21 protein-coding genes are annotated in these 25815 nt (G+C 55.6%); all 21 read left to right on the top strand.

Annotated elements, in window-relative coordinates:
- Window positions 1-11 precede the first annotated feature (11 nt).
- The 21 genes from QZ177_RS01485 (at window position 12) to QZ177_RS01385 (ending at window position 25807) form a co-directional block, all read left to right on the top strand.
- Window positions 12-1295, top strand: a complete 1284-nt coding sequence (locus QZ177_RS01485) for an S-layer homology domain-containing protein (RefSeq protein WP_294175282.1) — start codon at window positions 12-14, stop codon at window positions 1293-1295.
- 170 nt (window positions 1296-1465) lie between these two features.
- Complete coding sequence (locus QZ177_RS01480; protein WP_294175281.1) at window positions 1466-1804, top strand: YerC/YecD family TrpR-related protein; 339 nt, start codon at window positions 1466-1468, stop codon at window positions 1802-1804.
- Complete coding sequence (gene hisZ / locus QZ177_RS01475; protein ID WP_294175280.1) at window positions 1791-2975, top strand: ATP phosphoribosyltransferase regulatory subunit; 1185 nt, start codon at window positions 1791-1793, stop codon at window positions 2973-2975. Before QZ177_RS01480 ends, hisZ begins: the two co-directional genes overlap by 14 nt.
- Window positions 2976-3085: 110 nt before the next feature.
- On the top strand, window positions 3086-3496 hold the full coding sequence (locus QZ177_RS01470) for a phosphohydrolase (protein ID WP_294175279.1): 411 nt from the start codon (window positions 3086-3088) through the stop codon (window positions 3494-3496).
- Window positions 3497-3586: 90 nt separating this feature from the next.
- The gene (hisG, locus tag QZ177_RS01465; protein WP_294175278.1) at window positions 3587-4255 is read left to right on the top strand and encodes an ATP phosphoribosyltransferase; all 669 of its coding nucleotides are present in this window, start codon (window positions 3587-3589) and stop codon (window positions 4253-4255) included.
- Window positions 4252-5601, top strand: a complete 1350-nt coding sequence (hisD, locus tag QZ177_RS01460) for a histidinol dehydrogenase (RefSeq protein ID WP_006192383.1) — start codon at window positions 4252-4254, stop codon at window positions 5599-5601. The genes hisG and hisD overlap by 4 nt, the downstream gene beginning before the upstream one ends.
- Window position 5602: 1 nt before the next feature.
- Window positions 5603-6187 carry an imidazoleglycerol-phosphate dehydratase HisB gene (gene hisB, locus QZ177_RS01455; RefSeq protein ID WP_265071545.1) on the top strand — a complete coding sequence of 195 codons (585 nt, stop codon included), beginning with the start codon at window positions 5603-5605 and terminating at the stop codon, window positions 6185-6187.
- A gap of 10 nt (window positions 6188-6197) precedes the next feature.
- Complete coding sequence (gene hisH / locus QZ177_RS01450; RefSeq protein WP_294175277.1) at window positions 6198-6818, top strand: imidazole glycerol phosphate synthase subunit HisH; 621 nt, start codon at window positions 6198-6200, stop codon at window positions 6816-6818.
- A gap of 11 nt (window positions 6819-6829) precedes the next feature.
- A complete protein-coding gene (gene hisA, locus QZ177_RS01445; RefSeq protein WP_294175276.1) occupies window positions 6830-7561 on the top strand; it encodes a 1-(5-phosphoribosyl)-5-[(5-phosphoribosylamino)methylideneamino]imidazole-4-carboxamide isomerase in 732 nt (243 codons plus the stop codon).
- Window position 7562: 1 nt separating this feature from the next.
- Complete coding sequence (hisF, locus tag QZ177_RS01440) at window positions 7563-8321, top strand: imidazole glycerol phosphate synthase subunit HisF (RefSeq protein WP_294175275.1); 759 nt, start codon at window positions 7563-7565, stop codon at window positions 8319-8321.
- The gene (gene hisIE / locus QZ177_RS01435) at window positions 8318-9025 is read left to right on the top strand and encodes a bifunctional phosphoribosyl-AMP cyclohydrolase/phosphoribosyl-ATP diphosphatase HisIE (protein WP_006192378.1); all 708 of its coding nucleotides are present in this window, start codon (window positions 8318-8320) and stop codon (window positions 9023-9025) included. Before hisF ends, hisIE begins: the two co-directional genes overlap by 4 nt.
- Window positions 9018-9653: a SagB/ThcOx family dehydrogenase gene (locus QZ177_RS01430; protein WP_294175274.1), complete on the top strand. Its 636-nt coding sequence runs from the start codon at window positions 9018-9020 to the stop codon at window positions 9651-9653. Before hisIE ends, QZ177_RS01430 begins: the two co-directional genes overlap by 8 nt.
- Before the next feature lie 95 nt (window positions 9654-9748).
- Complete coding sequence (locus QZ177_RS01425; RefSeq protein ID WP_013740791.1) at window positions 9749-11398, top strand: putative manganese-dependent inorganic diphosphatase; 1650 nt, start codon at window positions 9749-9751, stop codon at window positions 11396-11398.
- Between the two features lie 102 nt (window positions 11399-11500).
- Window positions 11501-13768, top strand: coding sequence for a DNA helicase PcrA (gene pcrA / locus QZ177_RS01420; protein WP_294175273.1), 2268 nt, complete (start codon window positions 11501-11503; stop codon window positions 13766-13768).
- 7 nt (window positions 13769-13775) lie between these two features.
- Entirely contained in the window at window positions 13776-15785 is a 2010-nt protein-coding gene (gene ligA, locus QZ177_RS01415) for an NAD-dependent DNA ligase LigA (RefSeq protein ID WP_294175272.1), read from the top strand.
- A gap of 133 nt (window positions 15786-15918) precedes the next feature.
- Window positions 15919-18543 carry an alanine--tRNA ligase gene (alaS, locus tag QZ177_RS01410; RefSeq protein WP_009645170.1) on the top strand — a complete coding sequence of 875 codons (2625 nt, stop codon included), beginning with the start codon at window positions 15919-15921 and terminating at the stop codon, window positions 18541-18543.
- Between the two features lie 98 nt (window positions 18544-18641).
- The gene (locus tag QZ177_RS01405) at window positions 18642-19628 is read left to right on the top strand and encodes an efflux RND transporter periplasmic adaptor subunit (RefSeq protein ID WP_294175271.1); all 987 of its coding nucleotides are present in this window, start codon (window positions 18642-18644) and stop codon (window positions 19626-19628) included.
- A gap of 25 nt (window positions 19629-19653) precedes the next feature.
- Window positions 19654-20406, top strand: coding sequence for a 5'/3'-nucleotidase SurE (gene surE / locus QZ177_RS01400; protein WP_294175270.1), 753 nt, complete (start codon window positions 19654-19656; stop codon window positions 20404-20406).
- Window positions 20407-20450: 44 nt separating this feature from the next.
- Window positions 20451-21692 (top strand): adenosylhomocysteinase, encoded by a 1242-nt coding sequence (locus QZ177_RS01395; protein WP_294175269.1) that lies wholly within the window; start codon window positions 20451-20453, stop codon window positions 21690-21692.
- A gap of 15 nt (window positions 21693-21707) precedes the next feature.
- Complete coding sequence (locus QZ177_RS01390; RefSeq protein ID WP_294175268.1) at window positions 21708-22988, top strand: amidohydrolase; 1281 nt, start codon at window positions 21708-21710, stop codon at window positions 22986-22988.
- A 170-nt stretch (window positions 22989-23158) separates the two neighbouring features.
- Window positions 23159-25807 carry a DNA translocase FtsK gene (locus QZ177_RS01385; protein WP_294175267.1) on the top strand — a complete coding sequence of 883 codons (2649 nt, stop codon included), beginning with the start codon at window positions 23159-23161 and terminating at the stop codon, window positions 25805-25807.
- Window positions 25808-25815: the final 8 nt, after the last annotated feature.

The raw sequence follows: 25815 nt of genomic DNA, 5'->3' as shown, positions 1-25815 counted from the left end.
GAATTTCATTCATGAACAAGAAGTTTTTGACGGCAGCGCTTGCTGCGGCACTTTCCTGCACGACAGTTTCCGCCTTTGCGGCGGCGAATCCCTTCGCCGATGTGCCTAGGGATCATTGGGCATACGATGCCGTGGCTGAGCTTGCTGATGAAGGCATCATCGAGGGCTATGGCGACGGCACGTATCGCGGCGAGAATGAGATCACGCGCTATGAGATGGCGCAGATGGTCGCCAAGGCGATGGCGAAGGAAGATCAGGCGAACGCGCAGCAGAAGGCAATGATCGATCGCCTCGCGGCTGAGTTCAGCGCAGAGCTCAGCAACCTCGGCGTGCGCGTCGCCAACCTTGAAGACCGCATCGACAACGTGAAGTGGGGCGGCGAGATGCGCTACACGGCCAGCAAGAGGATGTTCCATGATGGACCGGATTCTTCCTTGAACCGTCTCGAACTTCGCTTGAAGCCTGTCGCCACGATCAACGACCATTGGCTCGTGCGCGCGCGCATCGACGGTCGCGCCGATATGAAAAACGATACGACGAAGCCTTTGGAACTCAAGCAGGCGAATGTCGAGGGGCACTACGGCAACTGGACGATTGAGGCTGGTCTCCTTCCCGTGACGACCGAGCAGGGCGTCGTCTATGATGATAACCTCTCGGGCGGACAGGTCACTTATGCGACGGACAAGGTCACGGCTGTCCTGACGGGTGGACGCATCAGCGCAGACAGATTTGCCACTCGTTACAGAAACGGCGGTACACCGCAAAGTTTTGCTACGGATACCGGTGACTTTGGCAAGGCGGCATTGACGTTCCGTCCGAATAGCAAGTTCGATATCACGGGCGAGTACATCCATATTTCGGGTCTTGAGTCAAAAGGCTATACGCCGGAAACGAAGGCATATGGCAGCGATACGGTTGGCATCTGGGGCATCGGCGCCAACTACAAGTTCGACAAGAACGTCAAGCTCAGCGGCTACTATGGCGAAAATACGAAAGGCGATCTCGAAAAGAAGTACAACCGCAACTTCAATGCCGAACTCAGGTACAAGGGCGCTTCGAAAGCCGATCACGGCAGCTTCGGCCTCTACGCCGCCTATCGCCATCTCGGCAACACGAGCATCGTCGCGCCGACGTTCGGTGCGTTTGAATCCAGCTGGAAGGGCTGGGAAGTCGGCGGCGAGTATACGTTCGCAAAGAACATCGTCGGCTACGTTGCCTACGTTGATGGCGAGAACATCGCCGACAGGGGCACGGACGTGAAGAAGATCTGGTCACGTATCAAGTATTTCTTCTGATTCCCATATTGCACAGACAAAAATTCGAGAGGCGAGTTTCAGCGCCTCTCGAATTTTTATGTGTTTGCAGGAATTACTTGCAGCATATAAAAATCAATGCTATAATAAAATTGTTTTCACAGAGTAAAGAACTAAAGAATTCGCTGCTTCGATAAAAGGACGGGATGGACATGATCAACGAAAAGCTGCGTAGCGAGTTGAGCGATCAGCTTATGGCGGCAATCGTGCTCCTGCGCAATACAGAAGAAAGTTACGCTTTTTTTGAGGACATCTGCACGGTCGCCGAGCTCAAGGCGATGGCGCAGCGCCTCGAAGTGGCGTCCATGCTGCGGCGGGGGAATACGTACGATGCGATTGTGGAGCGCACGGGAGCCAGTACGGCGACGATCAGCCGCGTCAAGCGCTGCCTGAATTACGGCGCCGACGGCTACGAACTTGTGCTGGAGAGAATGCGGCAGAAAAAGGAAGAAAAAAACAGGCAAGAGGTGGATGAAGATGTCCGAAAATGAATGGATTTTTGGGATTCCCTATGGAACGCGGGATCTCATGCCGCAAGAAGCGCAGGAAAAGCGCCATGTGGAAGCGGCGCTCATGGGGCTTTTCCGTCTCTGGGGCTACGATGAGATCGCGACGCCTGCCATTGAGTACCTTGACACCTTGACGATGGGAAACGGGCGCTGCCTGGAACCGCAGATGTTCAAACTCTTCGCTCAGGACAACAGGACGCTGGCGCTGCGCCACGAGATGACGACGCCCATCGCACGTCTTGTCGCGAGCCGCATGAGGGAGGAGCCTCTGCCGCTGAAGCTCGCTTATATCAGCAACGTTTTCCGCTCGGAGCAGGCGCAGGCGGGGCGGCAGTGCGAATTCAATCAAGGCGGCGTTGAGCTCATTGGCACGAGCGCCGTCGCGGCTGATGCCGAGGTCATCGCCTTGGCCATCGAAGGCATCCGCGCGGCAGGGCTGCAGGATTTTCAAGTCTGCCTCGGGCAGGTCGACTTCATCAGCGGCATGATGCGCCAGATGCACTTCACCAAGACGCAGCAGGAGCGCGTCACATTTGCCTTGGAACGGCACGATCTCGTAGAGCTTGCCGCAATCGTGGAGGAAACGGATCTTCCGGCTGCGGCAAAGGAGGGCATGAAGCGAATTCCCACGCTGCACGGAAAGAAGGATGTCCTGCACGAAGCCTACAGCATTGTATTGAACGAGCAGGGGCGAAGGGCGCTCGACAATCTGTCGGAGATTTATCGTCTGTTGCAGGAATACGGCGTCGCCGAATACGTCTCTTTCGATCTCGGCGTGATTCGCGATTTGAATTATTATACGGGGATGGTGTTCGAGGCGTACGCCCCAGGGTTAGGCTATCCTATATGCGGCGGCGGGCGCTACGACCAACTGCTTGCGGGCTTCGGCAATCCTTGCCCCGCCACAGGTTTCGCGCTGGGCATCGAGCGCCTGCTTCTCGCAAAGGAGCGTCAGAGTCAAGAGCGAATCCTGCCATCCAAAGACTGCTACATCGCCTATGCACACGACAAACTGCCTGAGGCGCTGCGAGAGGCAAGGAAACTGCGTGAGCAGGGGAAGACATGCGAAACGGCGTTTCAGGCGCAGACAGAGCAGAAGGCCGACGAGTACAGGAAATCCAAGGGCTATAAAGAGCTCATCTACATTTCATGAAACAGAGGGTTTTGCAATTCCTCCATGCCCTCACAGCGCATCTGAATGAAAGCGATCATGCTTTTGTGCGCCGGTTTCTTGCCGAAGGGGAGCGTGGGCTGTTCTATGCAATGGACGTCATCGATCAGCGTCATGCGCTTCATACGGCGTATACGGCATTGGAATTGGCACACAAAAAAAACGGCGTGGACGAAATTTTTCTCGTGCGCATCGCTCTCCTGCACGATGTGGGGCGCGTGAAAGGCGACCTCGGCCTTTTGGGAAAGGTCGCTGTCGTTCTCCTGAACCGCTTTCTGCCGCATTTTTCGCGCCGTCATGCGTCTGTCTCGCGCGATGGCGTCTTCGGTTTTTGGCGCCATGCGCTTTACGTCTATTATCATCATGCCGAAATCGGCAGTGAGAAATTGCGTCTCTTGGGATGCAGCCGGGAGGCATCCGTCGTGCGTCTGCACCACGGTTCGCCCACAGCCGGAGACTCGATGGAACTGCAGTTGCTGCGGCAGGCGGACAGTCTGAATTAGTGAAAGCACTGATAAATTCAACCGCCCATCTTCACACGTCCGGGCGACCTCGTTTTATCAGCGCTTCCTTAGTGATTCGAGGTGTAATTCATGGATATAAACGGAAAAGACTACTTGACGATTGCTTTTCCGAAGGGCAAGCTTTTCGCTCTGTCCAAAGAGCTTTTTTCCCGCGTCGGCTATACGGCGGAGGGACTGGAAGAGAAATCGCGCAAGCTCATCATTTCCAATGAGGAGAAGAAGATTCGTTTCATCGTCGCGAAGACGGCGGACGTGCCGACGTATGTCGAATACGGTGCGGCAGACATCGGCGTCATAGGCAAGGACGTCCTCGCGGAAGCGGAAAAGGACGTTTATGAAGTCCTCGACCTCGGCTTCGGCAAGTGCCATCTGATGATGGCGGTCGATAAAGCGCAGAAGAGAGCAAAGCTTGCCGACTATGCGCATACGCGCGTCGCCACGAAATTTCCTCATATAGCTGAGCAGTTTTTTACAAAAAAAGGCATGCAGATGGAATACATCAAGCTCAACGGATCCATCGAGCTTGGCCCCTTGGTCGGGCTTTCCGAGAGCATCGTGGACATCGTGGAAACGGGCACGACGCTCAAGGAGAACAATCTTGAGGAAATCGCGCACATCATGGATGTGACGGCGCGGCTCATCGTCAATCGCGTGAGCTACAAGCTGAAGTTTGAGCGGATCTACCGCCTGGTCGAAGATTTGCGCAGTGCGTTGGAAAGCGGGGAAGCAAAATCATGAAGATTGTATCGGCAAAGGAGCTCGGTAAAGATAAAATACGGAAGCTCTTGGTGAAGCCGCCCTTCGATGAGGTGCAGCTCAATCCAAAGATTCGCGAGGCGAACCGAAAGATCTTCGGCGCCGATCTCACGGCAGCGGAAGTCGCCGTGCGCATCGTCGAGGACGTGCGCCGTCATGGCGATGAAGCTGTTATCAAGTACACGAAGCTCATCGACGGCACAGATTTTTCCCCCGAAGATTTTCAAGTATCGGAAGAGGAGTTTGCCGAAGCAGAAAAAAATGCAGACCCGGCAATCGTCGCATCGCTACAAAGAGCCGCGCACAATGTGCGCAGCTACCACGAAGAACAAAAAGCAAATTCATGGCTGACGTACCGCGAAAAAGGCTCGATTCTCGGGCAGTCGCTGATTCCGCTCGATCGCGCTGGCATCTATGTGCCGGGCGGCACGGCAGCGTATCCGTCCTCCGTCTTGATGAACGCTGTTCCGGCTGCCGTCGCAGGCGTCGGCGAGATCATCATGATGGTGCCGCCGAAAAACGGCAAGATCAATCCCTATGTGCTTCTCGCGGCGAAGATTGCGGGCGTGTCCAAGGTCTACAAGATCGGCGGCGCACAAGCGATCGCCGCCATGGCCTACGGCACTGCGACGATTCCGCGCGTCGACAAGATCACGGGCCCCGGCAACATCTTCGTCACGCTCGCGAAGAAAGCTGTTTACGGCCATTGTGACATCGACATGCTGGCCGGCCCGAGCGAGATCCTCATCGTCGCCGACGAGACGGCAGATCCTGCCTATACGGCAGCCGATATGCTGAGTCAGGCGGAGCATGACACTCTGGCGTCAAGCATCCTCATCACGACGAGCGCAAAGCTCGCGCATGAGGTCGAGGCTCTGCTGGAGGAACAGCTGAAAGGGCTGCCGAGGGAAAATATCGCCAGAGCGTCCATCGAGAACAACGGTCTCATCGTCATCGCCGATGACATCATGGAAGCATTGGAATACGCGAACATTTCCGCGCCTGAGCACATGGAACTTCTGACGAAGCAGCCGTTCGAGCTTCTGCCCTATGTGCGCCATGCGGGAGCCGTTTTCCTCGGCGCATATTCTCCGGAACCCTTGGGCGATTACTTCGCGGGTCCCAACCATGTATTGCCGACGGGCGGCACGGCGAGATTCTATTCCGTGCTCAACGTCGAGACCTTCATGAAACGCACGAGCATCATTTCCTATACGAAGGACGCCCTGCATGATGTGGAGGCGGACATCATACGTCTGGCGGAGGCGGAGGGGCTGCATGCCCACGCCAATGCCGTGCGTCTGCGCAGCAAGGAGAGGAAGGACTGACATGCGCCAAGCCGAGGTCAAGAGAAAGACAAACGAAACGGAAATCGCGCTTCGCATCGGCCTTGACGGCACAGGCAAGTGCTCCATCAAGACGGGAATCGGCTTCTTCGACCACATGATGACCCTTTTCGCCGTGCATGGACTTTTTGACTTGGAAATCCTTTGTCATGGCGATACTGAGGTGGACGGACATCATTCCGTCGAGGACATCGGCATCGCCTTGGGACAGGCGTTTCGCGAGGCTCTGGGCGACAAGGCGGGCATTGCACGCTACGGGTCGTTCTACTTGCCTATGGATGAAGCGCTCGCCTTCGTGACGCTCGACATCAGCGGCAGGGCATACCTCGTCTACGATGGGGGCGAGATGACGCCCGTCGTCGGCAGCTACGATACGGAGCTGACGGAGGAATTTTTGCGTGCCTTTGCCTTCAATGCCGGCATCACGCTTCATGCCAAGGTGCTCTATGGCAGGAATACGCATCATAAGATCGAAGCGATCTTCAAGGCGCTCGCTCATGCGCTGCGCCTTGCCGTCGCAAAGGATTCGCGCGTTAAAGGCGTGCCGTCGAGCAAGGGTGTTTTATAGGAGGATTTGCATGATTGCGGTCATTGATTACGGCGTAGGAAACCTCTTCAGCGTGGAAAAAGCGCTCCTCCATAGTGGTGCAGAAGTGGAGGTCACTCACGATGCAGAACGAATTGCGGTGGCGGAGAAGCTCGTCCTGCCGGGCGTGGGCGCATTCGGCGACTGCATGAAGCGTCTGGAAGCGACGGGGTTGATCCCTGTGATACGGCATGAGATAGAAGCGGGAAAGCCGCTTCTTGGCATCTGCGTCGGCCTGCAGATCCTTTTCGAAGGCAGCGACGAATCGCCAAACGCTGCAGGACTCGGCATCTTTTCCGGCAGGGTGCGCCGCATCGAGGCGCCTGGGCTGAAGATTCCGCACATGGGATGGAACTCCTTGGATTTTGCACAACGCCATGAGGGGCAGCCGGGCATCGGCCTTTTCCGCGGCATCCGTGCAGGTTCTTACGTCTACTTCGTTCACAGCTATCATGCTGTGCCCGAAGAGCCGCAGATCATCACGGCGCAGACGATGTACGGCGAATGCCTGACAGCGGCGGTAGCGAAGGACAATGTTCAGGCCGTCCAGTTCCATCCCGAGAAATCGGGAGCGGTCGGCAGCGCGATCCTGAAGAATTTTGTGAATGCTTAGGGGGCGGGAGAATGCTCATCATTCCGGCGATTGATATAAGAAATGGAAAATGCGTGCGCTTGTTCAAGGGGGACTTTGCCCGGGAGACGGTTTTTTCTGATCATCCTGAGGAAATGGCAATGAAGTGGCAGAGCGCCGGCGCACGCTTCCTGCATCTTGTCGACTTAGACGGCGCTCTGGCGAAGAAGCCGATGAATCTCGCTGCGGTAGAGCGCATCCTGGGGAGTGTAGACATCCCTGTTGAACTTGGTGGCGGCATCCGTTCGCTCGAAAATATTGAAGAGGTGCTGGCTCTCGGTGTGAGTCGCGTGATCCTCGGCTCCGTGGCGGTGCAGAATCCCGCGCTTGTGGAAGAGGCGTGCCAAAAGTACGAGGAGCGCATCATCGTGGGTATCGACGCCAAGGACGGCATCGTCGCCGTCGATGGCTGGGGCGTTTCCGGCGAAGTGGAAGCGGGCGAGTTGGCAAAGCGCATGGTCAATGCAGGCGTTCGCACCATCATCTACACCGACATTTCTCGTGACGGAACATTGACGGGCGTGAACGCGGAGGCGACGGTCGCGCTCGCCAAGGAGAGCGGCGCAGCGGTCATCGCTTCGGGCGGTGTAAATTCTCTCGATGACATCCGTCGCCTGAAGGCGTTGGAAGCCGATGGCGTCTGCGGCGTGATCGTTGGCAAATCCATCTATACGGGGGCGCTTGACTTGCAGGAAGCCATTGAAATCGCCGGCCAGGAGGGGTAAAATGTATACGAAGCGCGTCATTCCCTGCCTCGATGTCAGAAACGGGCGCGTCGTCAAGGGCACGAACTTCGTCGGTCTGCGCGATGCGGGCGATCCCGTCGAACTGGCGGCACGCTATGACAAAGAAGGGGCGGACGAGCTGGTGTTCCTCGACATTACGGCGTCGCACGAGGAGCGATCGACCATCGTCCAAGTGGCCAAGGCCTGCGCCTCCGAGATGTTCATCCCGTTCACCGTCGGCGGCGGCATACGCACGCCCGAGGATATCCGCAGGCTGTTGAAGTCGGGTGCGGACAAGGTGTCCTTCAACACGGCCTCCGTGAAAGATCCCGAGGTTCTGCGCCTCGGCGCGGAGCGCTTTGGCAGGCAGTGCATCGTCCTCGCCATCGACGCGCGAAAGAGCGGGGAAAACGAGTGGGAGGTCTACATCAATGGCGGCAGGACGCCGACAGGCATGGACTGCCTTGCTTGGGCGAAGAAGGGTGTCGCTTTGGGCGCAGGGGAAATCCTTTTGACGAGCATGGACGCTGACGGCACGAAGGATGGCTACGACATCGCGTTGACGCGCGCTGTTTCTGAAAGCGTCCCTGTGCCCGTCATCGCCTCGGGCGGCGCGGGGAAGCTCTCTCATTTTTATGATGTACTGACGGAAGGGAAGGCGGACGCCGTCCTTGCCGCTTCGGTTTTCCACTATGGCGAATTTACCATAAGGGAAGTCAAGGATTATCTGAAGAATCGTGGAGTGGAGGTCAGATTATGAATACTTCGATTGATATTTCCATGATACATTTTGACGAAAAAGGTCTTGTCCCCGCCATCGTGCAGGAGGAAAACGGCGAGGTTCTCATGCTCGCCTACATGAATGAGGAATCGCTGAAGAAAACTTTGGAAACAGGCTTCACATGGTTCTACAGCCGCTCGCGCAAGAAGCTCTGGCGCAAGGGGGAGACTTCGGGCAACGTGCAGCAGGTCAAGGAAATCTCCTACGACTGCGACGGAGACACGCTTCTCGTGCGCGTGCATCAGGCGGGTGTCGCGTGCCATACGGGCACATACTCGTGCTTCAGCGGACGCAGGCTGGGCAAGGACGAGAAGGGCGTCGCCGTCATCGGCGACGAGCCGCAGACTTCGCTCGCAGAAGTGCTCAATGCCGTTTATCACGTCATCCAGGAGCGGCGCGTTCATCCCGTTGAAGGTTCCTACACGAATTATCTCTTCGACAAGGGACAGGACAAGATCTTGAAAAAGGTAGGCGAAGAAGCGGCAGAGACCATCATCGCCTCAAAGAATATGGAAAAGAGCGACATCCTTTACGAGATGGGCGATCTCTGGTATCACTGCCTCGTGCTTCTCGCGTTCCACAACATCGTGCCCGATGAACTGTTCGTCGAGCTTATGAACCGCAGGAGCGGCGGCAGCTACCACCAATTCACAGGAAAGGACGGCGTGCGTCCCGATGTGTGAGGGAAAGGGCGATGTCCTGCAGCTGCCCGAACCTGACCTCCTGCCTGACCGGGAAATCAACTTCCTGGAGCTTATTGAACTTCGCGCAAGCCGTAGGCAGTACACGGCGGAGGCTCTGTCCTTGCAGGAGCTTTCTTATCTCTTATGGTGCACGCAGGGCGTCAAGATGGTCGCAGAAGGAGGGCGCACGCTGCGCAATGTCCCGTCGGCAGCGGCGCTCCATCCGTTGACAACCCTGTTGTATCTGCAGAACGCAGAAGATGTGCCCACAGACTTTTATCAATTTATGCCTGTGGAACATGCACTGAAGAGGTTGACTCTTTCTGAAGATGCTCCAGAGGAAATGCTCACTGCCTTCGAGCAGCAGGCAATGGTGCGTCAAAGTGCGGCAATCTTCTTTTGGGTCGCAGACATCGTGCGCGGCATTCGCACGTACGGGCGCAAGGTCTACGAGTACATCTATCTTGATGCCGGTCATATCGGGCAGAATTTCTATCTGACGGCTGAGGCACTGGACTTGGGCGCGTGCGCCGTCGGCCGATTCGATGAGGCGGCGCTGCATCGCTCGCTCCTGCTCGACGGTGAGGAGAAAAAGATCGTACATGCAGCCTGCATCGGCAAGATATGATTTCCATCTTGCCGATGCGGGCTTGCTTTTCGTGTGTATCGTAGGATATAATGGAAATCATCATATATCATCTGAAAACGGGAGGCTTCTTTTCGATGAAAAATACGAAACCGATCTATACGATAGGGCATCGCAATCCGGATACGGATTCCATCTGCTCCGCAATCGGCTATGCGCATCTGAAGCAGGCGATGGGCGAGAATGTTGTGCCGGCGCGCGCGGGAAAGGTCAACGAGGAGACGAAATTTGCTCTGAACCACTTCCATGTGGAACAGCCTCTTCTCATCACCGATCTCTATCCGCGCGTGAAGGACATCACGCTCGACTGCAAGACTGTCGTCAAAGAAACGGACAGCCTGCGTCATCTCGGCGAAATCATGCGTGAAAACGATCTGAAGTCGGTTCCCGTCGTCGATAAGGACGAGCGGCTCATCGGCATCGTGACCGTCAGCGACCTCGCGCAGCGCTATTTCAAGGAACTCAGCATGCAGAATCTCGCCGACGCGGGCGTCTCCTTCCGCGATGTGATCCGCGTCATTGACGGTGAGGTCATCGTCAACGGCGATGAGGGCGGCAAGATTCGCGGCAATGTGCGCATCGCGGCAGGCAGCATCAGCATGATTCAGGATGTCGTCAAGGAGCACGACGTCGTCCTCATCGGTGACCGCAGGGACGAGACTTTGATTGACTGCCTGAAGCAGGGAATCGACTGCATGATCGTCACGGGCAACGGCAGGGTGTCGCCGAGCGTCATCGAGGAAGCCGAGGAGCGCCACATGCTCATCATCAACACGCCCTATGACACCTACACTTGTGCGCGGCTCATCAACCAGTGCGTGCCTGTCAAGCGCATCATGCAGGACGAGATCGTCGCCTTCAAGCCGCTCGACCTTCTGAGCGACATCAAGGGAACGATGGAGCAGTACAGCTACCGCAATTATCCCGTCGTGGAAAATGGCAAGCTCGTCGGGCTCGTGAGCAAGGACATGCTCATGGTACCGGAGCGCGAGCGCGTCATCTTGGTTGACCACAATGAGCGCGGACAGGCAGTCGAGGGCATCGAGGAAGCGAAGATTCTTGAGATCATCGATCACCACCGTCTCGGCGGCATCCAGACGAGCGAGCCGATTTTCACGCGTCAAGAGCCTGTGGGCTGCACGGCGACGATCGTGGCGAACATGCACTGGCACAGGGATGTTGACATCCCGCCGTCGATCGCAGGCCTGCTCCTCTCGGCGATTCTTTCCGATACGGTGCTCTTCAAGTCGCCGACTTGCACGCCATACGACAAGAAGACGGCGGAACGTCTGGCGGAGATTGCCGGCGTCGATATCATGGAATATGGCATGGCAATGCTCAAGGCGGGATCGGGCATCGGCAACATGTCTCCCTTGGAAATCACCAAGAACGATATGAAGGAATTCCAGATTGGCGATTACCGCATCATCGTCAGCCAGATTTCCGTCATGGACACGAAGGAAGTCATGGATATCGAGGCGGAAATTGTCAAGAGCATGGCGGACGTCTGCAAGAAGGAAGGCTACGACATGAGCCTCGTCATGGTCACGGACATCATCGCCGAAGGGACGTATCTGCTCTACACGGGATCGCCCAAGACGTTGATCGGCGAGGCATTCCACAAGGATGCCAGCGGCACGCACATCTATCTGCCCGGCGTCATGTCGCGCAAGAAGCAGATCATCCCGCCCCTTTCGGAAGCCGTCAAATTGATCAAGAAGCAGTGAGAGCTGTAAAAGGCAGGAACGGCTGCTGCAGTATATCTGCGGCAGCCGTTTCCTTTGCTACAATCAAACATGTATGCTGCTGATGTTTGCGAGGTTGATACAGTGGATATTTTTCAGGGCTTGAATCCCATGCAGCGGGAAGCTGTCGCGCATATCGACGGCCCGCTGCTCATCATGGCGGGCGCCGGTTCGGGCAAGACGAAGGTGCTCACCTGTCGCATCGCCAATCTCTTGGCACACGGCGTGCCACCCTACAGCATCTTGGCAATCACGTTCACGAACAAGGCGGCGGCAGAGATGCGCGAGCGCGTCGATCGCATGATCGGCGGCTTGGGCAAGGATGTCTGGCTCAGCACATTTCATTCCTTCTGCGCACGCTTTCTGCGGCGCGAGATTGAAGCGGGCGAAGTCTACAAGAAAAATTTCGTCATCTACGATACGTCAGATTCCAAGACCGTCATCAAGGCGTGCCTCAAGGAGCTGAATCTCGACGACAAGCAATTTGCTCCCGCAAAGGTGCAGAACGCCATATCGAACGCGAAGAATCTCATGCTCGGCCCGCGCGCCTACGCGCGGCAGGCGGATACGTTCCATGCGAAGAAGATTGCGGAGCTTTTCAGCCTGTATGACAAGAAGCTGCGCGAGAACAACGCCTTGGATTTTGACGATCTCCTGCTGCTCGCCGTCGACCTTCTGGAAAATAACGACGAACTGCGTCAAAAGTATCAGCGGCGTTTCCGCTACATCCTCATCGACGAATATCAGGATACGAACGGCGCACAGTACAGGCTCACAACGCTTCTGGCAGGCGGTCATCACAGTCTCTGCGTCGTCGGCGATGCAGATCAGTCCATCTACGGCTGGCGCGGCGCGGACATCAGCAACATCTTGAATTTCGAGAAGGACTTTCCCGAGGCGAAGACGATCAAGCTTGAGCAGAATTATCGCTCGACGAAGAATATCTTGGCCGCAGCCAATGCCGTCATCCGAAACAATGAGAATCGCAAGCCGAAGAAGCTCTGGACGGAAAACGCCGTAGGGGAGAAGATCGCCCTCTATCAGGCGAATGACGAGCGCGACGAGGCAAGATTCGTCGTAGATACCGTGCAGAAGCAGAAGACGCTCTTTTCCGTCGATTATGGCGACATCGCCGTGCTTTACCGCACGAATGCGCAGTCGCGCGTCCTCGAAGAAGCCATGATGGCGGCGGGGATTCCCTATACGATGGTTGGCGGCTTGAAGTTCTACGACCGCATGGAAATCAAGGACATCATTGCCTATCTGCACGTCCTCTACAACCCGTTTGACGCCGTGAGCCTCCTGCGCATCATCAACGTGCCCAAGCGCGGCATCGGCGCATCGACGATCGCCAAGCTCACGGAGTATGCCGTCATGCATGAAGAAGCCCTCTTCGATGTCCTGTCAAGTCCCGAAGCGCTCGAAGCCATGGGATTCAAGACGCGCACGAAGAATCTGCTCGAAGCCTTCGCCGCGCTTCTCTTTGACCTCATGGGCAAACTTGCCGCTATGCCGCTTTCTTCCTTTATCGAAGCCTTGCTTGACGATACGGGTTATATCAAGGACTTGGAAAAGCAGGATACGCCCGAGGCGCAGACGCGCATCGAGAACTTGCGCGAATTCGTCGGCGTGGCGCGAGAGTTTGAAAAGACGGAGGAAGAGCCGACTTTGGAAAATTTCCTCAACCAGATCGCACTCGTCTCCGATGTCGATACGGCGAACATGGAGGACGACCGCGTGACGCTCATGACGCTTCATTCGGCAAAGGGCTTGGAATTCCCCGTCGTCTTTCTCGTGGGCATGGAGGAGGGAATCTTTCCCCATGCGCGCACGCTGCTTGAGCCGAGCGAAATCGAGGAAGAACGCCGCACCTGCTATGTCGGCATCACGCGCGCTGAACGCAAGCTCTACTTGAGCTACGCGCGCTACCGCACGCTTTACGGCAAGGGGAATGTCTATCCGCCGTCGAGATTCCTCGCGGAGATTCCCGAAACGTATTTGGAAAAGGCACAGGCTTTTGGGCGGAGCGCGTTTTTAGAGTCGCGGGGCATGGGGAGGCCGCAGTCCGCCTTCGAGATTCTGCAAAGTTTGCAGCGGACGACAGCTCCTTCTGCATCGCCTTCGCCTGTACCTTCTTCCCCTCGCGAGGTGCGTCCTGCCGCGTCCGCCGCAATTCGCCCGAGCATGGAAGTGGCATGGCGTGCGGGCGACAAGGCTCGTCATGGCAAGTGGGGCGTCGGCACAGTCGTCTCGGTCAAGGGCGAAGGCGAAGAAGTCGAGCTGAAGATCGCCTTCCCGCAAATCGGCATCAAGGGGCTCATGCAGAAGTATGCTCCCATCGAGAAAGTCTGAGGTTCGTATGGATATTCAAGAAGTCAAAAAAGAGCTTGCACAGCTGCGGCGCACGATACGTCACCACAATGTGCGCTATTACAACGACGACAATCCCGAAATCAGCGATTATGAATACGATCAGCTTATGCTGCGGCTCAAGGCGCTGGAAAGGGAATACCCCGAGCTTATCACGGAAAACTCACCGACGCAGAAGGTCGGCGGTACGGCGAAGCGCACGGCAGGCACGCTCGTGCGCCACGACGTGCCGATGCTTTCGCTGCAGGATGTATTCTCTCGCGAGGAGATAGAAGCTTTCGTGCGCGATATAGAGGGGCGCATGGAAAATCCTGTGTTCGTCGTCGAAGAAAAAATCGACGGACTTTCGCTTGCCCTGCGCTATGAAAACGGGATGCTGAGCCGTGCCATCACGCGCGGCGACGGCGTCGTGCAGGGCGAGGACGTCACGGAAAATGCCAAGGTCATCAAAGACGTCGTGCAGAAGCTCAAGGAACCGCTGCCTTACTTCGAGGTGCGCGGCGAAGTCTACATGACGAAGGCGGCATTTGAGGCGGTCAACGAGAGGCGTCAGCTTCTCGGACTCAAGCTTTTTGCCAATCCGCGCAACTGTGCGGCGGGCACTCTGCGCCAACTCGACAGCCGCATCACGAGAGAGAGGGGGCTGTCCCTCTTCGTGTTCAATCTGCAGGCGGTGCGCGGCAAGGAATTCCAAACGCATGTCGAAGCCTACGACTTCATGAAACGGCAGGGCATCAAGGTCATTCATGCCTATCACGTCTGCCGTACGGCAGAGGAGGTCTGGGATGCCATCGAGCAGATCGGCGCCTCGCGCGGCGATCTGCCCTACGACATCGACGGCGCTGTCGTCAAACTCAATGATTTTTCGCAAAGGGAGAGCCTCGGCGCGACTTCCAAGGCGCCGCGCTGGGCGATCGCCTATAAATACCCGCCCGAGGAAAAGGAAAGCGTCGTGCGCAGCATCACGCTTTCTGTCGGCCGGACGGGGCGCATCACACCGACGGCGACGTTCGATCCCATCCGTCTTTGCGGTACGACGGTCGAGCGCGCGACGCTGCACAATCAGGATTTCATCGACGATCTCGATGTGCGCGTAGGCGATACCGTCGTCGTCTACAAGTCGGGAGAGATCATTCCGAAGATCAAGGCGGTCGTAAAAGAAAAGCGTCCCGAGGGAACAGAGCCGTTCAAGATCGGCGATCGCTGCCCCGTCTGCGGTGCAAAGGCTGAGAGAGAGGCGGATTCCGCCGACGTCAAGTGCATCAATCAGGCATGTCCGGCGCAGGTGGAGAGCCACATCCTGAATTTTGTGAGCCGCGACGCTATGGACATCAAGGGTTTGGGCGAAAAGAACATCGCCGCCTTGATTGAAAAAGGTTTCCTTCACACGATCGTCGACATCTTCCGCTTGAAGGAGCATCGGGAAGAGCTGATTGCCCAAGGCGTTGTCGGCAAGGAAAAAAACACGGACAAATTGCTTTCGGCAATCGAAGAAGCAAAGAAGAACGAACCGCAGCGTCTTTTGACGGGACTCGGTATCCCCGGCATCGGCAAGGCGGCAGCTGCCGCTCTCATGCAGCATTTCAAGACCTTGGAGGCTTTAGAAAATGCGTCCGATGAAGCGATTCTCGCGGTGCGTGATATGGGCGAAACGAGCGTCGCCGCCATCCGTTCGTATTTCCAAAACGAAGGCAATGCAAAGATTTGCCGCGAACTGCAGCAGCTCGGCGTCGCGACGGCAGCACAAGAGCGTACGGCACAGGGCGACGAACTGGCCGATATGAGCTTCGTCGTCACGGGCACGCTGCGTCATTTCGGGCGCAGGGAAATCACGGAGCTGATCGAGCAGCACGGCGGACGCGTGACAAGTTCCGTGTCCAAGAAGACGGACTGCCTCGTCGCGGGAGAAAATGCTGGCAGCAAGCTGCAAAAAGCGGAGCAGCTGGGCGTCCGAATCTTGACGGAGGAGGAGCTCCTGCAGCTGATTGACCATATTTGACATCGCATATTGAAAACACTGGAACAATCGTGTCAGGCTATGCTATAATTGTTTGTTAGTACGAGGTCGAGCGAATGAATCCTAAGCGGAATTTGTTCAAGCTTGACGTAATCTCTGATGGGGGTAGGTTCTTTTGAAATACATGACAGGAAATGAATTGCGCGAAGCGTATTTGCAGTTCTTTGCGGAGAAAAAGGGGCATCTGCGGTTGCCGAGCGCTTCGCTCATCCCTGCAAACGATCCAACGCTCTTGATGATCGGCGCGGGCATGGCGCCGTTCAAACCGTTCTTTACGGGCAAGATGAAACCGCCGCGCACGCGCATCACGACGAGCCAGCGCTGTGTACGTACGGGAGATATTGAGAACGTCGGGCGCACGGCACGTCATCAGACGTATTTTGAAATGCTCGGCAACTTCTCTTTTGGAGACTATTTCAAAAAAGAGGCGATTCCTTGGGCGTGGGAGTTCCTGACGGATGTCTTGGATTTGCCGAAGGAAAAGCTTTGGGTCACGGTCTATCCGAAGGACGATGAAGCAGCCGCCATCTGGCGCGAGCAGCCTGGCTTCCCGCAGGATCATATCGTGAAACTCGATGACAACTTCTGGGAGATCGGCCCCGGCCCTTGCGGTCCTGATTCGGAAATCTACATCGACCTTGGTGAAGAGCGCGGCTGCGGCAGCCCAGACTGTGCTGTCGGCTGTGATTGTGACCGCTACCTCGAAATCTGGAATCTCGTCTTTACGCAGTTCGACCGCACAGAAGACGGTCAGTACAATCCGCTTGAGCACAAGAATATTGATACGGGATGCGGTCTTGAGCGATTGGCTTCCGTGCTGCAGAATAAGAAGACGAACTTCGAGACGGATTTGCTCTTTCCCATCATCGAATACGCCTCGAAGGTATCTGGCGTCGTTTATGGCGAAAATGCGGAGAAGGACGTCTCGCTCAAGGTCATCGCTGACCATGCGCGCAGCATGGCAATCATGATCATGGATGGCATTCTGCCGTCAAACGAGGGCCGCGGCTATGTTCTGCGCCGCATCCTGCGTCGCGCTGTGCGTCATGGGCGCATCCTCGGCATCCATGACAAGTTCTTGGAAGGCGCGATTGACGCTGTTGCTGAAATCTACAAGGGTGCAGCGGACTTTGAAGAACTTGCTGAGAAGAAAGAATACATCAAGAAAGTCATCAGCATTGAGGAGGATCGCTTCGCGGCGACGCTCGCACAGGGCATGGAACTCTTGAACGGTCACATCGAGGACTTGAAGCGAGAAGGCAAAAAGGTGCTTCCTGGTGAAATTGGCTTCAAACTCTACGATACGTACGGTTTCCCATGGGAAGTCACCGACGAGATCTTGCATGAAAACGAAATGGAACTTGACAAAGATTCCTTCGAGAAAGCGATGGAGAAGCAGCGCGAACGTGCCCGTGCCGCGCGGCAGGAAAATCAGCGCGTCGCCGTACCCGACCTCTCGGGCATCGATACGTCACATCTCTGTGTCGATGAGAATGCGAAGGAATCGACCGTCGTCGCCATCTGGAAGGACGGCGGTCTCGTCGATGAGCTTGCCGACGGCGAGGAGGCGGGCATCATCTTGCAGTCGACGCCTTTCTATGCAGAAGGAGGCGGTCAGGTCGGCGATGCCGGACTTTTGGAGACGGAATTTGGCCGCGTGCAGGTTGCCAACGCCAAGAAACTTCCCGACGGCACGGTTTATCATATCGGTTATGTTGAAGAGGGCATGTTGAAGGTTGGCGACCATGTTTCCATCCAGATTGATTGGATGAAGAAGCTGTCGTCAGCGCGCAACCATACGGCAACGCATCTCCTGCAGGCTGCGTTGAAGCGCGTCGTCGGCGATCAGGTCAATCAGGCTGGCTCCTTGGTCATGCCCGAGCGCCTGCGCTTCGACTTCTCCAATTTCGAGCCTGTGACGGCGCTGCAGTTGCAGGAAGTGGAACGCCTGGTCAATGAGCAGATTCTCATGGCAAAGCCTGTGGAAATCGCGCAGATGGAAATCGACAAGGCGAAGAAACTCGGCGCTATGGCGCTTTTCGGTGAGAAGTACGGCGATGTCGTGCGCGTCGTCTCTGTGCCGGATTTCAGCATAGAGCTCTGCGGCGGCTCGCATGTAAAGAACATCGGCGAGATCGGCATGTTCAAGATCATCAGCGAGACGGGCATCGCTTCTGGCGTGCGCCGCATCGAGGCTTTGACAGGCAAGGCGGCCATCGACTACATGAATGAGAAGGCGGAGACTCTCGCCGCAGCCGCACACGCGTTCAAATGTCGCGATGATGAACTTGTTTCCCATATTGAGAGCGCATTGGCAGAGAACAAGAAACTCAAGCAGGAAATCGCTTCTTTCACGAAAGAACGCGCCATGGGAGATGTCGATATGCTGCTCGCGCAGAAGAAGCAGATAAAAGATCTTTCCTTTGCTTCGGGCATCGTTGAAGCCGATAATATCGACGATCTGCGAAAGATTGCCGACATGCTGCTCGATCGTCTGGAAAGCGGCGTGGTCGTGCTTGCCGCCGCGCACGAAGGGAAAGTCAGCCTCGTGGCGAAGGCGAGTGACACAGCTGTGGCAAAGGGCGCTCATGCGGGCAACATGGTCAAGGCGGCAGCTAAAATCGTTGGCGGCGGCGGCGGCGGACGAAAAGAGATGGCGCAGGCAGGTGGCAAAGAGCCTGCTAAGATGCCAGAAGCTTTGCAGGAAGCTGAAAAGGTTCTGGCGGAACAGCTTGCTTAACACGACTGTATGGTCAAGTCTCGTGCCTGCACACGCTGTTCGCAGTTCCGACGGGAAACTTTCCTTGGAGGGATTCCCATGGCGCAGAGGTGATCTTCGTGGAAATAGATGTTACGAAAAAGGCAATACGATTTTTGCAGTTCAGTCTGCTTGGCCTATTGATGCTCGCTGCCCTCACGATCGGCGGCATCTGGCTCTACCAGCGCTCGCATAATGTTGTGACGCTCGAAGACGCCCAGGTGAAAAGTGCGCTCGTGCCCGCAAAAGCAAAGGCGGATGGCACGATAGCGGAAATTCTGGTCGCCGACGGCGCTCATGTGGAGGCAGGGGACGTCCTCGCGCACATCAAGGTCAATGTCACGGACGAGGATATCGCCCAGTTGCAGCAAAATGTCACGTTAGCGAAACAAAGCTTGGAGAATTTGCAGAAAGGAATCGCTGTCACGCAGCCCGTCGTGAATGAAGCTCCGAGCGCTGCGGTCGATACGGAAGCGGCACGCGCACGCATGGAGCGAATGAACGAGCTCTATGCGATGGGCGCTATCAGCGCCGTGAAGCGCGATGAAGCCGAGGCCGCTTACAATGCCGCTGTTGCTTCCAGTCAGGCTCGTGCACCTTCATCAAGCTATCGCACCGTCCTGCAGCCCGCTTCGCCGGAACAGATCAAACAAGCAGAACTGTTTTTGAAGCAGGCGGAAATCGCCTTGGCAAAGGCGCAGCAGGATAAAGCGGGAACAGATATCATTGCGCCCGCTTCCGGAACGCTCTATCTAGCCGAAGACATCGCCGCCGAAAGCAAGGTCAGCACGGGGCAAACCTTTGCAAACATCGGCAATGCCAAGGATTTGTGGATTGAAGCCGTTTTGAACGATGATCAGAAAACGAAGGTGCGCCTAGGGCAATTCGCTTCTTATCGCTTGGGCGGACGCGACATACAGGGTACGGTGCAGGATATAGAGGAACCTGATGCAGACGAGGGAGATGAGACGGTATCTGGCAAAGTCCGTGTGCGCATTTCTGTTCCCGAAGAGGCGGGAGAAGGAATACAACCTGGAATGAAGGTCTCTGTGCGCTTGTCGCCTTGAATGAACGATAGAGAGGACGGATGTATTGCGTATACTATTGACGAATGACGACGGTATAGAAGCTGCCGGAATAGAGGCGCTCGTGCGCGTGCTCTCGCCGCACCATACGGTCGTTGTGGCTGCCCCGGCCTTTGAGCAAAGCGGCATGTCCCATGCAATCACGGTCAAGAAGTGCATCCGTCTCGATCGGTATCGCCCTTTGGAAGAGCGATACGGCGTGGCGGCATATCGGATCGAGGGTACGCCGGCGGACTGCGTGAAACTTTACCTTGAAGCGATTTCTTCCGATATATATCCGGAGTATGTAATCTCCGGCATCAATCACGGAGCGAATCTGGGCACGGATGTGCTTTATTCCGGCACAGCCAACGCCGCGATGGAAGCGTATCTGCATGGAATCACGGCGACGGCCGTATCCCTCGACATGAAGTCCGAAATCTCGTATGATACAGCTGCCAGACTTATGGAGGAGAATCTTTTTTCTCTCTTTTACGAAGAGGGAAAAGTGAACTTCTATAATGTAAATTTCCCCAAAAAATTCGGCGAAAATGGTCCGCAGTTCGTATTCACGCAGCTTGGCCGCCGCGATTACATTAATGCATTTCAAAGGATGGAAGATGTGGACGGGAAGGAATGCTATTTTCTCGGCGGGGAGATTCTCGACGAGGGAAACAGCGATGCAACGGACATCGCTGCCGCAGAGCGCGGCTACATCTCCGTCACGCCGCTTCAGACCGATCTGACGGATTACCTTTATTTGGAGAAACTGCTGCGCTGAAATTGCCGCTTTGCAGGAAACGATTTTTAGGAGGAGCAACGCACATGGAATCAATGATCAAAGACATCAAACTCGCGCCGTCGGGTCATGACAAAATCAACTGGGTCAAGAACTTCATGCCTGTCATGGAAGCCGTCAACAAGGAATTTTCCGTGACGAAGCCCTTTGCAGGCAAGAAGATCGTCATCACGCTGCATCTTGAAGCAAAGACAGCGTATTTGGCGTTGATCATGAAGAACGCCGGCGCAGAGGTTGCCATCACGGGCAGCAATCCGTTGTCCACGCAGGATGACATCGCGGCAGCGCTCGTCGAAGATGGGCTTCATGTCTTTGCGACGCACGGCTGCACAGACGAAGAGTATGAGGATTACATCGACAAGGCGCTTGACCTTAAGCCTGACATCATCATCGACGACGGCGGCGACCTCGTGAATATTCTGCATACGAAGCGCCGCGAACTTCTGCCGAACATCCTCGGCGGTTCGGAGGAAACGACGACGGGCGTGCATCGTCTGCATTCTCTCGCCCGTGCGGGCAAACTTGAATTCCCGATGATTGCGGCGAACGACGCCTACTGCAAGTATCTGTTTGACAACCGCTATGGAACGGGGCAGTCAACGTGGGATGGCATCATGCGCACGACGAACCTCTGCATCACGGGCAAAACCGTTGTCATTGCCGGTTACGGCTGGTGCGGCAAAGGCGGCGCCATGCGCGCTCAGGGTCTCGGGGCGAATGTCGTCATCACGGAGGTCGATCCCATCAAGGCGATCGAAGCTGTGTTCGATGGCTTCCGTGTCATGCCTATGGACGAGGCAGCGCGCATTGGCGACATCTTCCTGACCTTGACGGGCGATAAGGATGTCATTCGCAAGCATCACTATGAGGTCATGAAAGACGGCGCTATGATGGCGAACTCCGGTCACTTCGATGTGGAAATCAACATCCCCGAGCTTGAGGAAATCTCCGTATCGCGTCGTACCGTGCGCAAGAATATCGAGGAATTCAAGCAAAAGGACGGCAGGAAGCTATATCTTCTTGCCGAAGGCCGCCTCGTGAACCTCGCAGCAGGCGACGGACATCCGGCGGAGATCATGGATCTCTCCTTTGGCGTACAGTTCTTCTCCGCGCTTCATATTCTCAATCATCATGCAGAACTTGAAAACAAGGTCTACCTGATGCCGGACGAAATCAATACGAAGATTGCCGAACTCAAGCTCAAGGCTTCGGGCGTAGCCATTGACCATCTGACGGACGAGCAGAAGGCTTATCTCGGACTTGCCTGAGCAGAGGTGCACGATATGAAAATATTGATTTCCAATGCGCATGTTCTTCATCCGGACGGCACGGTGCGGGAAGGAAATATCGCAATCGAGGGAAATAAGATTGCAGCAGTCGGAGAAATCCCCGCTTCGTGGCAGCCGGAGCGAACGATTGACGCAAAGGACAGGCTCGCTGTTCCGGGCTTTGTCAACGCCCATACGCATGCATCTATGACGCTTCTTCGAAGCTATGCGGACGATATGAAGCTCATGGATTGGCTGCAGCAAAAGATCTGGCCGATCGAGGCGAAGATGCGTAACGAAGACATCTATTGGGGCGCGATGCTCGCCGCCGTCGAGATGATACAGGGAGGCACGACGACCTTCGCCGACATGTACGGGCCTGATATGGAAAAGGTCGCCGAAGTCGTAGAGGAATCAGGGCTTCGCGCCGTTCTTTCGCGCGGTCTGATCGGTGTGGTGCCCAACGCAGACGAAAAGCTTGCAGAAAATGTAGAGCTCTTCAAAAATTGGCATCAAAAAGCCGATGGGCGCATCACCGTGATGTTCGGGCCGCACGCGCTCTATACGTGCCCGCCCGATTATCTGCACAAGGTCGCAGAGGCTGCAAAGTCGCTTGGAGCGGAAATCCACATCCACATGTCGGAAACGAAAGGGGAGGTGGAGGAATGCCTCAAGCAATACGGCAAGCGTCCCTTTGCACACGTCGCTTCCACAGGTCTTTTCGACAACGGCACATTAGCGGCGCACTGCGTGCATCTTGACGATGAAGATATCTCCATCATCAAGAAGCACGGCATCCGTGTCGCGCACAATCCCGGCAGCAACATGAAGCTCGCGAGCGGCATCGCTCCCGTGCCACGCCTTCTTGCGGAAGGCGTTTGCGTTGCTCTCGGCACGGACGGCGCGTCGAGCAATAACAACCTCGACATGCTTGAGGAAGTAAACCTTGCCGCCATGCTACACAAAGTGGCGAACTATGACCCCGAGGCTGTGCCTGCAAGAGAAGCGATGCGTATGGGGACGGCGTACGGGGCAAAGGCTGTCGGCCTTTCTGATGTAGGGATCTTGCAAGAGGGCTATAAAGCGGACATCGTCCTCTTCGATATGACGAGTCCCGCATGGATGCCGCGTCACGATCCCGTATCGCTGCTTGTCTATTCTGCCAATGCATCTTCGGTCGACACGGTCATCGTTGACGGACGCATCCTCATGGAGAAACGCGAGCTCCTGACACTTGATGAAGAGCGCATCCTGTTTGAAACGAAGCGCTGCGTCGAGCATCTTCTTGCACATTGATTTATCTGCAGAAGCATATCTTCTGTAGGCAGGTCGTTTTGATTTTTACAGCAGCCCTTCACGGGCTGCTGTGATTTTAGATAGGTGATGTCGTTTTGAAAAAGAAAGGTTCCAATAGCGATAGAGGGAACAGCAAGAGGAGATCCCGCACGAAAAACAAAAAAGAGCCGATGACGACAACTGCACCTAAGGGCAGACGCTATGAGATCATCGGTCTACTTCTTCTTGCCGCAGGCCTCATATCCATCGGGGGACTGCTTGATTGGAACGTTGGTTTCATCGGTCTTTATTTCGCTAAATTCCTTCGGTATCTTTTCGGTTTAGGCGCTTGGGTCGCTTCCGGCGTCATACTGCTCATAGGCACGCAGTATGTGACGAAGCATCGGGGTATTGTTTATTCCACGCACTTTTTCGGCCTCATTGGGCTCTTCGTTTCTTTACTTGCCATCCTCCATCATTTCCTCGTACCTGTAGGGGCGGAAATCCTGCCCGAATATCTGCCGAATGCAGGCGGTCTTCTAGGCGGCGGCCTGCTCTTCTTCATCCGCAAGTTTTTCGGTGCGACGGGAGCCATCATCCTCTTGTGCACGGGTACGGTTGTCGCCATCCTGCTCTCTACGACATGGTCGCTTGCCCTTGGGATGCTGCGCACGAAACGGCAGGCGAAAGCAGGAATCGTCAAAGCGAAGGATACGCTCTCCGTCGCCCAGCAGAAGGTAACACAGGCTGAAAATATCTTTGAAGAACATGTGCGCGGAAGAATCAAAAGCTCGTTTTACAATCAAGACAAAGACGAAGCCTTTGAACAGGCGTTTGCAGCAGAAGCAAAAAATGTCGCTCCGGGAGAAGATGTACAGCCGACATCTTTTCCATCCTTTGCTGCACAGGAAGCATCTGTCACGCCGCAAACGCAGGAGAAAAGAGATTTTCTGACGGCTCTTGAGCCTCCTGCCACAGGGGAAGGGACGGCATCTTTTGCTTTCGGCGAGACATGCGATCAGAACGAATTATTGGTAGAAACAGAACAGGAAGAGGAAGCAGAAAAAGAAAAAACAGCAGAAGAGCTGCCGTCCTTTTCCATTGAATATGCCTCGAATGAAACGGAAGAACAAGAGGAAATCATCGCAGAACCACCGCCAGAAATCCCCGACGACTTTGATGTCGTTCCATTGCCAAAAGACGTACCCATGGCAATGGAGGTGCAGGACAAGCGCCTCGCTATGATGCAACCGACAGTCTCCACACAGTCCATGACGGCGACCTTGCTGCAGGAAACCCTTGCAGCACCATCCGTGACAACACCGTCGTCTTTGACCATGCCGGCTGCTGTCTCAGAGACAAAGCCGCGTGAAGAAGCGACACAGCCGACGGAAAGGCCGTATGAGCTGCCAAAAGTGGAAGAAATACTCGCATCTGAAGTCAAGAAGAAGAACTTCGCGCTGGAGCGGGAAATTGCCGAAAACGCACAGACTCTGGCGCAGACCTTGGAAAACTTCAAGGTCAAGGCGAAGATCATCAATGCATGCCACGGACCTGCTGTTACGCGCTATGAGCTTGAGCCGGCGCCTGGCGTCAAGGTCAGCAAGATCACAAATCTGGCAGACGATCTGGCCCTGAGTCTTGCGGCATTTTCCGTGCGCATAGAGCCTATACCGGGAAAAGCCGCCATCGGCATCGAGGTGCCGAACAAGGAGCTTGAGGGTATCCGTCTGCGTGAAGTCTTGGAAAAGCCTGCCTTTGCGACGGCCAAGTCGAAACTCACGGTCGGCTTGGGCGTCGATATTGCAGGGCAAGGCATCTTTGCCGATCTCGCCAAGATGCCGCATCTTCTCGTCGCCGGCGCCACTGGATCAGGCAAATCGGTCTGCATCAACACGCTCATCACGAGCGTTCTCTTCAAAGCGAGGCCGGATGAAGTGAAGTTCATCCTCATAGATCCCAAGATGGTTGAGCTTTCCAACTACAATGGCATACCACATCTGATGGTTCCCGTTGTCACGGACGCAAAAAAGGCGGCCTCCGTCCTGAATTGGTCGGTGCAGGAGATGGAAAAGCGCTATGCCAAATTTGCCGAGACCGGCGTACGCGATATGGAACGCTTCAATGCGGCAAAACCCGAAGAGAAAATGCCCGCCATCGTCATCATCATTGATGAGCTTGCCGACCTCATGATGGTCGCACCGCACGACGTGGAAGATGCCATCTGCCGCCTTGCACAGAAAGCGCGCGCAGCGGGCATCCATCTCGTGCTTGCAACGCAGCGCCCGTCCGTCGATGTCATCACGGGCATCATCAAGGCGAATATTCCGTCACGCATATCGTTTGCCGTGTCCTCGCAGATTGACTCGCGTACGATTTTGGATATGAGCGGCGCTGAAAAGCTGCTTGGAAAGGGCGATATGCTCTTTTATCCCGTCGGATCGGCAAAACCGCAGCGCGTGCAGGGTGCTTTCGTCAGCGATGAAGAAGTGGAGAGGCTTCTCGACTTCATCCGAGGACAAGGGCAACAGATGGAAGAAAATCAGGAGATTATTGAGTACACGGAAAATGCCGCCATGGAAGCCGATGACGGTAAGAAGGATGCAGCGAAGGAAAAGATTGATGAACTTCTCGGCGATGCGATCGAGCTTGTCATGAGTTCCGGGCAGGCATCGACATCAAGCATACAGAGACGTTTCCGCATCGGCTACACACGCGCCGCCCGCCTGATTGACACGATGGAAGAGATGAAAATCATCGGACCGAGTCTCGGCAGCAAGCCGCGCGAAATCCTTGTATCCTCGGAGGAAGCCGAAGCGGCTTTGAGAAAAATCAGTTAGAGCGCTTT

Source organism: uncultured Selenomonas sp. (assembly GCA_905372355.1).
Lineage (GTDB): Bacteria > Bacillota > Negativicutes > Selenomonadales > Selenomonadaceae > Selenomonas.
The sequence above is the reverse complement of the archived record's forward strand: the minus strand, read 5'-3'. Positions and strand labels throughout refer to the sequence as shown.